The 12,239-nt window shown below is 59.5% G+C and carries 9 protein-coding genes; 3 read left to right on the forward strand and 6 right to left on the reverse strand.

The genetic code is table 11. The annotated features are described in order from the left end of the window. Positions 1 to 27 precede the first annotated feature (27 nt). Both JL39_RS31925 and JL39_RS10150 read right to left on the reverse strand, forming a co-directional pair. Entirely contained in the window at positions 28 to 534 is a 507-nt protein-coding gene (locus JL39_RS31925; RefSeq protein ID WP_081952781.1) for a hypothetical protein, read from the reverse strand. Between the two features lie 103 nt (positions 535 to 637). After that, a complete protein-coding gene (locus JL39_RS10150; protein WP_037149339.1) occupies positions 638 to 1,057 on the reverse strand; it encodes a CBS domain-containing protein in 420 nt (139 codons plus the stop codon). 860 nt (positions 1,058 to 1,917) lie between these two features. Between JL39_RS10150 and JL39_RS10155 the strand changes: the two genes are divergently transcribed. Both JL39_RS10155 and JL39_RS31520 read left to right on the forward strand, forming a co-directional pair. Then, the gene (locus JL39_RS10155; RefSeq protein ID WP_037149340.1) at positions 1,918 to 2,562 is read left to right on the forward strand and encodes an alpha/beta family hydrolase; all 645 of its coding nucleotides are present in this window, start codon (positions 1,918 to 1,920) and stop codon (positions 2,560 to 2,562) included. Between the two features lie 214 nt (positions 2,563 to 2,776). After that, a complete protein-coding gene (locus tag JL39_RS31520) occupies positions 2,777 to 3,070 on the forward strand; it encodes a phosphoribosyltransferase family protein (protein WP_152601093.1) in 294 nt (97 codons plus the stop codon). A gap of 81 nt (positions 3,071 to 3,151) precedes the next feature. Here the strand turns inward: JL39_RS31520 and JL39_RS10165 are convergent, their stop codons facing one another. From JL39_RS10165 to JL39_RS10180, 4 genes are all read right to left on the reverse strand, one after another. Beyond that, positions 3,152 to 3,688, reverse strand: coding sequence for a hypothetical protein (locus JL39_RS10165; RefSeq protein WP_037149344.1), 537 nt, complete (start codon positions 3,686 to 3,688; stop codon positions 3,152 to 3,154). 19 nt (positions 3,689 to 3,707) lie between these two features. Then, positions 3,708 to 5,072 (reverse strand): nicotinate phosphoribosyltransferase, encoded by a 1,365-nt coding sequence (locus tag JL39_RS10170; RefSeq protein ID WP_052182796.1) that lies wholly within the window; start codon positions 5,070 to 5,072, stop codon positions 3,708 to 3,710. Positions 5,073 to 5,190: 118 nt separating this feature from the next. After that, positions 5,191 to 6,342 (reverse strand): CapA family protein, encoded by a 1,152-nt coding sequence (locus JL39_RS10175; RefSeq protein ID WP_200883935.1) that lies wholly within the window; start codon positions 6,340 to 6,342, stop codon positions 5,191 to 5,193. A gap of 986 nt (positions 6,343 to 7,328) precedes the next feature. Continuing rightward, positions 7,329 to 8,063, reverse strand: a complete 735-nt coding sequence (locus tag JL39_RS10180; protein WP_037149346.1) for an IclR family transcriptional regulator — start codon at positions 8,061 to 8,063, stop codon at positions 7,329 to 7,331. A gap of 302 nt (positions 8,064 to 8,365) precedes the next feature. Here JL39_RS10180 and JL39_RS10185 point away from each other — a divergent pair, with 302 nt between their 5' ends. Further along, positions 8,366 to 12,223: a hydantoinase B/oxoprolinase family protein gene (locus JL39_RS10185; protein WP_037149348.1), complete on the forward strand. Its 3,858-nt coding sequence runs from the start codon at positions 8,366 to 8,368 to the stop codon at positions 12,221 to 12,223. The last annotated feature ends 16 nt before the right edge of the window (positions 12,224 to 12,239 follow it).

Below are 12,239 nucleotides of genomic sequence, written 5' to 3' on the forward strand. Positions count from 1 at the left end.
GCTTGCCTGAGGACCTTTCTCACCGACCTATTCGGCGAAGGTGACGTGAACACCGGGCTCGAGCCGATCGAACGCGCCCTTCAGGACGTTGTTTCGATGAAAGCAGATCTGCTGGATGTCCGGGGTGGTGATGAAGCCGAATTCGCCCGAGGGGTCGATGCTTGCAATCGTGCTGGCCGGCCGCGGCTCATAGTGCTTCGTCTGGCCCCGGAGCCGCCGGGCCTCGGCCTGCAGCAGCCGGCGAGCCCGCTTGAACGTGTCGTTGCTCGCGAAGTGGATGTCGGAGTAGCGTTCATCGCCGTGATCGATACGATCGACCGCAATCTCCCCCCGGTCCGGCAACGCCCGATGAATACGCATATCGTAGAGCCCGCCGGAACGGTGTCTATGCGCCGACCCGGTAACAACGATGCGGCCGCTGGTGATAATACGCCCGGAACCACTCGCTAACTCGCCGATATGCCCCTCCAGGACCTCGCCAATAGCAGGTAACACGTTGATCCCGTGAACCTCGATTTCGACCGGTGTTTCCATGGCTCCCACCCGAGTTCGTCCAGTAAACTGCCCTGTGGGCAGGTGGATTCCTGCCGACAGCCGTCCCTGTCTTTACCCGACTCCTCCCCCCAGGGGCGGCTCCCTAGGGATGGTGTTCGCTCACCGCCTTCATAAGCTCGTCGGTGAGGCGCTTCCTGCCAAAATGAGATACGTCGCCGACGCTTAGGATTCCGACCATCCGCTTGTTTGAGTCGATGACGGGCAGCCGTCGGATTTTCTTCGTTTCCATCAGTTGGACAGCCTCTTCGAGGGTATCCTCCGAGCGGCAGTAGGAGATGTCTGGCGTCATCACATCGCGTGCGCTCATGGACGATACGTCACGTCCGTCCAGCAATGCACGGATCGCGATATCGCGGTCCGTCACCATTCCGATCAGGCGATCATTGTCGCCGACGGGCACGGCTCCAATATCCTGCTCCTTCATGATTTTCGCGATTTCCGGAATGGGCATCGTCGGCGGTACCCAGGAAACATTCTTATGCATGGCTTCCGAGACTCTCATCCCTTCTCTCCTTTGCGAAAGTTCGCTCCTTTGCGAAAACGTGTAACAATACCGCAGTTTTCCGACGCGGGTTTTGACGCTGATCAATGCAACGCCGTTCGTCGCCAGCGACTAGCCTCGATGGCTGTCCAGAACGGCCGACAGTGCAGCCCTCTTCAATCAAATGGCGGATCTCCTCGAAATAGAGGTGCCAATCCGTTGCGCATACATGCGTATCAACGTACGGTGGCGACGCTTGAGGACCTGCCGGAAAGTGTCGCCGCGATGATCAGGAAGCCGGTGGCTTGCAGAGCTCCAAGACATGCGGGGCCTCGAGTGTAAGATGGAGGGAATTTTCTGGCAGGGCACTTGGAGGAAGTGGAGGCGTGAACGCCTTCAACGCGGGCGGTGCTGACCGCAATCCCAGGTCATGGCCGAACGCGGCCAATATGCACGAGGGTGAACGATTGTCCCTCCGGAATACCAGCGTGAGGTCACTGGCCGTTCAGACAGGTTCCATGCCGGCCCCACGGCGACGGACCGTATCGGTATCAGTTTCATCTGCTTGCAATGTCGATCAGACATTTGCGGATCAAACCACAGTCCCACTGGACAGGAGTCGAAGAAGCGGCCCGAGCCCACGTTCTCGACGAGGCTGTTTTTATGGGCATCTTTGAGCACAAGTAAGCCCATTGCCAATGCCTAGTCGTGGGAGGCGATCATCGATGTGCGCCCAACAGTGTACGCGCCTCTGGGAAATGCGCTTCGAACGTCACAAGTTCGGAGCCATCGTCCAAACAGCTTGATGGGGATCAATGCCACAGATGGAATAGTGCGGTTGTCTTGTCGTCAGGCAATCGTCACTTTCCGAGGTCGTGAATATGACTGCTCGCGACATTTTAATTCCGCCACTCGGTCTTCCGGGTGTTTTGCGGCTCCCGAAAGCATCGAGGGCCATTGTTGTCTTTGCCCATGGCAGCGGCTCAAGCCGACTGAGTCCGAGGAATACCTACGTTGCCGCGGCGTTGAACAAAGCCGGATTCGCGACATTGCTCTTCGATCTTCTTTTGGCGAATGAAGAGGCCGACAGGAAGAACGTGTTCGACATTTCCCTCCTGGCGGCGAGACTGGTCACCGTGGTCAGATGGACTTCCGCCCGGTCCGATTTGACGGGGATGTCGTTTGGCCTGTTTGGCGCCAGTACCGGGGCCGCGGCCGCTCTGGTCGCGGCTGCCGAACTGGGAGATGCGGTCGGGGCCGTCGTCTCACGCGGCGGGCGACCCGATCTTGCAGGCGAGGCTCTCGAGGCCGTCCGTGCTCCCACTTTGCTCATCGTTGGCGAAGACGATCGTGAGGTGCTGTCGCTGAATGAGCAAGCGTTCGTCCGATTGAACTGCCAGAAGGCTCTGAAGATTGTTTCCGGTGCGACCCACCTGTTTCCCGAACCGGGAGCCCTGGATTCAGTGATTGCGGAAGCGACGGCGTGGTTCACGACACATCTTACTGAATCGAATGCGAGGAGTTGAAAAATGTCCTTCGTCGATCGTTCCGATGCGGGTGGAAAGCTCGCGCTGGCCCTTAAGGGACACAAAGACGAAAATGTCGTCATGCTCGCGCTTCCGCGCGGCGGAGTAGAGGTCGCGGTCGAGGTCGCGAGATATCTTGGCGCACCTCTCGATCTGTTGTTGGTGCGCCAAGATCGGGGTACCTATCCAGCCAGAGCTCGCCATGCGAGCTGTCATGGACGGCCCCGAGCCGATTGTCGTGCGTAACGAGGAGGTCATTCGCCTGGCCCGGGTTTCACCGACTGAGTTCGAGGGCGTGCAGCGGCGCGAAATAGCAGAGATCGAATGCCGGCGTCGTCGCTATCTCGGCGGCCGGTCTGTTCAAGACGTTTCCGGTCGCGTGGCCATTATCGTTGATGATGGAATTGCCACGGGGGTGACGATGCTGGTGCGATCCGGGATTGAGACGACGCAAACCGAGCAAGATCGTCGTGGCGGTGCCGGTCGCACCGTTGGAAACGGTGGCTAGGCTGAAGCTGGAGGCCGATGACGTGGTGTGCCTTATGACCCTGGACGTTTCGCTGAACAAGATCTGATGTCGCCCATGTCCTCATGTCGCAACGACCTTTACATCGGCGGCTGCGAGGCGCTGGTACAAGCGGCGTCGGAGGGCGATAGACCACCAATCATAAAGGAAGATTTCGAGCGGCCGCCAATTCGCGACCCAGCCGAAAATAAGGAGACTTTCGCTGAAAACTCTGGCCAGCGTCGCTGGTCCCGTTGTGTTTATAATGAGCTGGCTTGCCGCGATGCTCAATGCCAGGATGGGAACTCCGACAAGAAGTTCACGGCGACCTTCCCGAATAAGCTCGCGCAGTTCCCGGCTGGTACGAGCAATGCGGTCCTCGAAATTATATCGAATTGCCTGTCGCATCGTCAGGGCCGCCTCGGCTCCGGCTTCCTGCCCTGGAACTTGTATCACAATTTCGAAACGCATGCTGCGAGGCGCGTCTTGGGCCCATTCGACGATGAAACGTTCGGCCTCCGGGTCCAAATCCCTCTCTCGGAACGGCGTTGGATCAAGGGAATTGAATAGACGCGCTGCGCGGTCGACTTTCACAATGATCGTATATCTTTCACCTTCCACCGGATGTGCGCCGATCTTTCTATAATGAGGGGTTGCTAGGCAGCGATCCGCCCGCCTGTTCTGCCAGATTTCTCGTGTGCACCTCATATGCGTTCAGAGCTGAGCTGATTTCAACGGAGAAAGGGGGCGCTGTGGGTTCAAGTAAGCGAACAGGGTCCGGAAGTTCAGCGATCCAGGCAGCCGCGGCAGATCGGATTGCAGACAAATCCGATGCGCGGTTCCGGCGCCTGCCTCTGGACACCATGAGCTGAAGCAACGGCCGCTGCCCGTGCGGCTTCTCCATGGCTGTGGTGATGGTGTCACCCGTTGCGTGGCTGCCCATGAAGTGGCGGAAGACCTGTTTGCTGCCGGGAAGATTACGCTTGCCGACAGAGAGCTTCATGCGACCGATGCCGTCGTATTCGCAAAGCTTGTAAGCGATGTCGAAAGCGGGAGCGTCGACGGACACGATCATGTCTGTACCGACACCGAAAGCGTCTATCGGTGCTCCCTCCGATAAAAGCCGGGCGATCTTCCATTCATCGAGGCCACCACTTGCGAAAATCCGCACATTTCTCAGGCCGGCCTCGTCGAGGATTTGCCTGGCGCCGCGGGCAAGCTGGAGCAGGTCGCCGGAATCCAGCCTGACCGCCTGTACCTTGAAGGAGGGGCCAAGCTCTCTTGCCAGAGCGGCCACGTTATTGACGCCGGCAAGCGTATCGTAGGTGTCGACGAGCAACGTGGTCTCCGGAAACAAATGGGTGAACGCCCGAAAGGCTTCCATCTCGGTTGGGAAGGCTTCAATAAAACTATGTGCAACCGTTCCCGTCACCGGAATGCCGTAGAGGCGCCCAGCCTCCACATTCGAGGTGGCGGAGGCTCCGGCGATGAAGGCTGCGCGTGCACCCTTGATAGCCGCGTCTATCCCGTGAGCACGGCGCCCGCCGAAATCAACGATCGCACGGCCTTTAGCCGCCGCGACCACCCGCGCCGTCTTTGACGCGATCATGGTCTGGAACCCGACTTGATTGAGAATGAGCGTCTCGAGCAGTTGCGCTTCGGCAATGGGGGCGGCCACTTCCAGAATAGGTTCGTTTTCGAAGAAGGGCATGCCTTCCGGCAGGGCATAGATGTCGCCGGTGAACCGAAAAGACTTAAGCCAGGACAGGAACTCCGGTCTGAACCGCTTCAAGGAAGCGAGGTATGCGACGTCTTCGTCGCGAAACCGCAATTCCTCAATGTCTTCGATCAGGCCCTCAATGCCGCAGGCGATCAGGAAATTGCGGTTTGTGGGAAGTTTGCGCACGAACAGGCTGAAGACAGCGGTCCTTTCCATGCCGAGAGCATGATATGCATCGAGCATGGTGAACTCATAGAGGTCGGCAAACAGAGAAGATGCGGGCATGGCAACTGTATCTGCTCCGATGGTAAAGGGGCTTATACCAACAAATAACACGGCCGTTCATCGATGGTCGCATTGATGCGCATCAATAATGCGGCAGGCTCTATGGGAGTGCATATCCTCAGCTGCTGTCGGTATCGGTCAGCGGAGACCACAACAGCGTATTCTGCTCATCAAGCCGGACATGTCCGCCAAAATGCCGGCATTCTCGATCCAATGTCTCGCATAGCCAAAGGGCTTCCTCATAAGTGGCTCGGGTAAGCTGAAAGCGTTGCAGGCGGAAGGGGATCATCTCGAGGCGGCGCAGATGATGTGTTTCGTCGTCAACATCGACGAAATAGGCCAGCGTAAGGTCGGGTCGGAAAGCCTGATGTCCGCCGATACCTTCATAGTCGTTGATGAAATCGCCGCATCCGTAGAAGACTGGCCTTTCCGCATGGACCTCGATTGCCAAGGGGTGATGCGAGGAGTGACCGTGAACGATGTCGACATTGGCGAAGTCGATAAGGTTGCGGGCGAAGTCTCGATGTTCCAAAGATATATCATAACCCCAATTGGCTCCCCAGTGCAGAGAAACGAGGATGATGTCGCCCGATCGCCGCCACGCATTGATGGCATGTGCGACGTTCATACGCGAGGCTTGTGCAAGATCAGGAAGCAAATTCACGCCCGGCAAATTACGCCCCGCAGCCCAGTGTTCCGGGACGCCGGCAGAGACGCAGGCAAAGGCAAAGACGAGCAGTCGCTTACCTGAAGCCGCCTGAAGCACGGCTGGGCGAATGGCGGCATCTGCATCGAGACCGGCGCCCGCCGATGCGATCCCGGCCGTTTGCAATGCCAGCAAGGTGTCCTTCAGGCTTTCCAGTCCCCAATCTGCGACGTGGTTGTTGGCAAGGACGCAGCAGTCGATCTTTGCTGCATCGAGGCAACCGATATTGCCGGGATGCATGCGATAGTTGATTCCTTTATGTTCGGGTAGGCCGTCTGCTGTGATGCACGTTTCGAGATTGATGATCTGCAACTCCGGATTGCGTTGTTCGATTTCGGCAAGCGCATCGCCCCAGATATAGTCGAAGGGAACGTGCCTTGGGATTTCGCCGGAGCGGCGTTCCGCCAACCTGACATAGTCGAGCGCAGAGCGAGCATAGGGCTCGTATAGGACCGGATCGGCAGGATGCCGCATGATCTGATCGATACCACGTCCCGTCATCACGTCGCCGCACAAAAAGAGCTTCATGTCCTTCGGCTCCTGTTCGCTGGAAAGGCGTGTCATCAAACTGCGGGGCAGTGCAACAAACTGCCGGTCGGCAAGCAGCGGAAGCCATTATTGACGGCAGATGCCGCCGCCTCCGCTCTTCCACCTTAAGGTCTCCTCGGAGGCGCTCGATTGAAGGGCGGTGGGTCCGTCTTGCAGACGTCACAGCCGATCCGGTCCCTTGCTGCCGCTGATGACGCTCCAAGCGCATCGTTGCGGGAGCTTCGCGTGACCCGGCTCGATCCGGCAGAGGTATAAAAAAGGACGTTCGGGCGAAGGTGGCATTGATGCGGATCAAGCTATAGGCAGGCGGGAGGATTATTGCTCGGTTTCATCGAGAGTGCGTTTCACCTTGCGGATAATGACACCGCGCCTTTTCGTCGGCCGCCTTGTCCAATCTTTCTTGCATGTCCGCAGCCAGCGATTGAGCATCGTTGTGCCGATCCTTCCGTCCGAACTGGAGTGCGCAAGCCGGGAAGGTGCCAGATATTTGAAATGTCCAACACGTCCCTAGAAGCGAGTTCGTAGGTCGCGTCAGGACAGGGGTCGACGATCGTAAGGTGGGGCTGCATTGCCGAAAGACGTTCCCTCATGCCCGCGATTGCCGCCAGTTCGCCATGTGCCAGAACGACGGTTTTCTTCATCGGCCGGCGGTCGATGCCGCGAGTTCCGGTTCGTCGGCATGGCCGCTATCTCACCGAGATGTGGAAGACCTCCTTGGTTCGCCTTGAACACCTTTGAACCACTCTGGTTCGTCAAGGCTTGAATGGTTATTCTATCAAGGCTCCCCGTGCCCCCAACTGGTTACGGTTGGCCAATTGAAGGTTGCGTAACGATTTCCTCTCAAGGGCCTGACACGTGGGCGATGAACAAACATTGATGGCTGCCAAACCGTCCGTCGTTGAAAGATGCGAGAAGCCTGCCAACATCATGTGAGCCCCTGCTCAACGACTGGGTCAACGGTTCGCATCTGTTGTCTCGATATATCCGTATGACGCGGCGGCCTACTTATGGCGAAGCAGATTGGTCTTCATGTTAGCCAAGAGGCGCGTTATCTTATCCTGCAGTTCAGGTGTTCCCATCACTGTAGGGTAGGAAATTGCCACTCCGATAACCTCTCCGGTGCCTGGATCGCGGAAAGCCATACCTTCAGAAGAGACGCCATCGTAGGAATCGTTGGTGGAATGTGAGCGTCCGGTTTCATGAATGATCCGGATCCGGTCCAGCAATTCTGCATGGTTCTGCGGCGCTTGCGTCGTCACGAAGGGCAACTTGTCTGGAACGCGAAGCTTCCATTCCTCCTCGTTCAGCAGTGCCAGCATGGCGCGTCCGTTTGAGGTCGCATGTGGCCAAGCACGATATCCGGGCGTCGAGGTGATCGCCAGCGGGCTTGAGCCGCGCACCATGCGCAGCACGACGAGCTGATATCCGTCAAATACGGTCACATAGGCCGTATGCCCGCCGATGGCGCAGACCTCCTGCAGCTCGGTATTCACTAGATCCAGGAAATTATGGTTCGAGCGACAGATCTGCCCAAGCTCGAAGAGGCGGACACCGGGCGTGTAGAGGCGCGTCACGGGATCGAAATCAAGAATTCCGTTTTCGCGCAGAACCTTCATCACGCGTGATGCCGTCGCCTTGGGACAGTCGGTGCGGCGCGCCAGTTCCGCCTGCGACAGAGAAGGCTCGGCCAGCGAGAAGCAACCGAGAATGGAGATCGCATCTTCGAGAGAGCTCATGTTTCGTCCTATGCGCGTAAATCACCCTGCATAGTTCCATTATTGGAACTTGTTGTCAAATATGAAACTAGCGCTAGACTCCTTTGATCTTGCCGCCTATAAAGATGTCAAAACAATTCATGCTTAAAAAAACGGCGGAACAGGCAGGCATTAGATCCATCCCCTCTGCAGGGGGAAGGTTTACCCATCCGCATGCCGGGCACCCAGAACCCGAGATGAATGAGCCATGCGCGCCGCGAGAAGATGACGGCGTTGATCGGGCCGTTGCGCGTCTTCGGCCATCCGTTATGGGGAACATACGAATGCAAGAGACTTCCAGGAGCTTCCGTGCCGGCGTCGATATCGGTGGCACTTTCACCGACTTCATCCTGTTCGACGAAAAGGCGGCTTCCATCCGCCTGCACAAGTGCCTGACGACGCCAAAAGATCCCTCCCAGGGCGCATTGGGCGGTCTCGGAGAACTGGTCGACGCAGCCGGAATTTCGGTTGCAGACCTCTCCGAGATCGTTCACGGCACGACGCTGGTGACGAATGCGGTGATCGAGCGCAAGGGCGCCCCGGTCGGCCTGATCACCACGGAAGGTTTTCGCGATGTTCTCGAGATCGGTACCGAGCAGCGCTACGACATCTACGACCTTTTCATCGAATTCCCCGAGCCGCTGGTCAGCCGTTCGCGCCGCATCGAGATCTCCGAGCGCATCGGCGCCGATGGTGGCGTCATCAAGCCGCTGGACGAGGTTTCGGTCCTCCGCGCCGTGAAGAAACTGGTCGCCGACCGCGTCGAAGCGATCGCGGTCTGCCTCATGCATTCCTACCGCAATCCCGCTCACGAAAAGCGGGTCCGCGAAATCATCAAGCACCACTATCCGGACATGTCGGTGTCCATCTCTTCGGAAGTCGTCGCCGAAATCTCCGAATATCCGCGCTTCGTCACCACCTGCGCCAATGCCTATGTGCAGCCGCTGATGGACCGTTACCTGAAGCGTTTCGAGCAAGAACTGAAGGCCCGCGGCTTTACCGGCGCGTTCCGTCTGATGCATTCGGCCGGTGGTCTCGTCTCCGTCGATGAAGCCCGCGAATTCCCGATCCGCCTGCTCGAATCCGGCCCCGCCGGCGGCGCGCTGGCGACCGCATGGTTCGGCAAAGCGGCCGGCCAGGAAAACGTCATCGCCTTCGACATGGGCGGCACGACGGCCAAGGCCTGCATGATTGAAAACGGCATGGCGCATATCGCCTCCTATCTCGAAGCCGGCCGTGTGCGCCGCTTCCGCAACGGCTCCGGCCTGCCGATCAAGGCGCCGGTCGTCGACATGATCGAGATCGGCGCCGGTGGCGGTTCGATCGCCGCGATCGACGAAGTCGGTCTGCTGCAGGTTGGTCCGCATTCGGCCGGCGCGTCTCCGGGTCCGGCCTGCTACGGCGCCGGCGGCACCAAGCCGACGGTCACCGATGCCAGCGTCGCGCTCGGTTATTACGATCCGGCCTTCTTCCTCGGCGGCCGCATGACGCTCGATCTCGATGCCGCCGAAAAGGCGCTGAAGACGATTGCCGAACCGCTCAACATTTCCACCGTCGAAGCCGCCTGGGGCATCCATCAGGTGGTCGGCGAGAACATGGCAAGCGCCACCCGCATCCATCTGGTCGAAAAGGGCAAGGATCCGCGCGGTTATTCGATGATCGGTTTCGGCGGCGCCGGCCCGGCGTTTGCCGCCCGTGTCGCCCGCATTCTCGGTGTCGGCGAAGTCATCATTCCGCAGGCCAGCGGTGCCGCTTCGGCCTTCGGCTTCCTGACGGCGCCGCTGTCCTTCGATCTCGTCCGTTCACGGCCGATGGGCCTTTCGGCCGACCTCGACACGGCATCCCTGAATGCCGAGTTCGGTGAGCTTGCCGAAGAAGGCAAGGCCAAACTCATTGCTGCCGGCGCCAAGCCCGAGGACGTCGTCTTCGAACGCACCGCCGACATGCGCCTGATCGGCCAGCTGCACGAGATCAACGTGCCGATCCCGGCCGGCGAACTTGATGCGAATGCCTATGCGACCATCCGCAAGTCCTTCGAAGAGGTTTATGCCGCCCGCTATACCCGCGTTCCGGTGGAAGCCGAACTCGAAATCCTCTCCTTCCGCCTTCGCGCCAGCGGCGCGATCCCGCAGCTTTCCATCAAGCAGGCGGATATCGCTGCCTCGGGCGACGTCGCGCTCAAGGGAAGCCGCAAGTGCTATTTCGGTGAAGGTTTCATCGATGCCGCCATCTACGACCGCTATAAGCTGACGCCGGGCATGACGGTCGAAGGCCCGGCGATCATCGAGGAGCGTGAATCGACCACAATCGTGCCGCCCGGCGACGTGCTGACCGTCGATGCCGCCGGCAATCTGCGCATCAAGATCGCCACAGTCGGCAAGGGCATCGAACTGGTTACCCCGCAGATGACCAAGGCGGAAGCAATCGAGAGGATTGAGTCCGATCCGATCGCGCTCGAAATCATGTGGAGCCGCCTCGTCACCGTGGCGGAAGAAATGTGGCACACGGTCTGCCGCACCGCGTACTCGTTGATCATCTCAGAATCCCAGGACTTCGGCTGCTCGATCCTGGATGCCTCCGGCGAAACGCTGGCCCATTCGGCCCGCGTCATGCCGGTCTTCAACCTCACCCTGCCGATGGTGGTCAAGGCGGCGCTGGAGCGCTACCCGATTGATACGCTGGAGCCGGGCGACGTTCTGGTCTGCAATGACCCTTGGCTCTGCGCGGGCCATCTGTTCGACATCGCAGTCATGACCCCGGTCTTCAAGAACGGAAAGGCCGTCGCCGTCATGGGCACGGTCGGTCATGTCGGCGATATCGGCGGCACCCGCAACGGCATGAAGGCGACCGAAATCTACGAAGAAGGCCTGCAGATCCCGCCGATGAAGCTCATCAAGGCGGGTGTCGAGAACGAAGACCTCTTCCGCTTGATGGCGGAGAACATTCGCGACTCCCATCAGGTGCTCGGCGACGTCCGCTCGCTGGTCGCCGCCAACGACACCGGCGCCCGCCGCATGGTGGCGTTCATGGACGAATACGGCCTGTCCGATCTCCAGGCGCTCGCCGAGGTCGTCCAGTCCCGCTCGGAAAAAGCGATGCGCGAAGCGATCCGCGCCATTCCGAACGGCGTCCACACCTCGACCATCTCCTATAATCCACTTGGAACGCACATGACCGTGCCGGTCAAGGTGGTGATCAAGGACGACGAGATCGAGCTCGATTTCGAAGGCGCTCCGCCGGAGGTGCCGCTTGGCGGCATCAACTGCACGCTGAGCTATACGACGGCGCATTCGACCTATCCGCTGAAATGCATGCTGACGCCTTCGGTGCGCGGCAATGCGGGCTGCTACCGACCGCTGACTGTCAAGGCGCCGAAGGGTTCTGTGATGAACTGCAATAAGCCGGCCCCGGTTAGCCTGCGCACCCGCACCGGCTGGTACACTTCGCCGAACATCTTTCGGGCGCTTTCCAAGGCCGCTCCGCAAAAGGTCATCGCCCATACCGGTCTGCCAAGCCTTTTGACCGTCTACGGCAAGACCCCGGATGGCAAGATCTTCTACGACCACCTGCTCTCTGGCGGCGGACAGGGCGGCAGCTCCGCCAAGGACGGGAAGTCGTCCGTTCTGTGGCCAACCTCCGCGGCGACCTCCTCGATCGAAATGCTGGAAAGCCGCTCGCCGGTCGTGATCCTCGAAAAGGGCTTCGTTCAGGATTCCGCCGGCGCCGGCGAGTTTCGCGGCGGGCTTGGCGCGCGCATCCGGCTCGCCAAGCGTTATGACGACGGCACCTCCGTCACCGTCTTCGTCTCGCCGGAAGGCGTCAACGCGCCGATCGCCGGCCTATTCGGCGGTCAGAATGGCCTCCTGTCGCACGGTTATGTCCGCGACGAGGAAGGCAATGTGCTGGAAGATGTCGGTACTGGCGGGCTCTTGGTCGTGGACCGCACCGATCGCGTGGTGGAGCTGCAGCTCGGCGGCGGCGCCGGCTTTGGCGATCCGGCAAACCGGTCGGTAGAACTGATCGAGGAGGACGTCGAGGAAGACTACGTCAGCGCCGAGGCCGCCGAAGCTATCTATGGCCTCAGCAAGCGCAAAAAGGAGCTGGCGGCATCCGCCCGCCTTTCGCCAGCGGCGAGCCGGTAGTCACTGGCTCACGTCG

Source organism: Rhizobium sp. YS-1r (assembly GCF_000757525.1).
Lineage (GTDB): Bacteria > Pseudomonadota > Alphaproteobacteria > Rhizobiales > Rhizobiaceae > Neorhizobium > Neorhizobium petrolearium.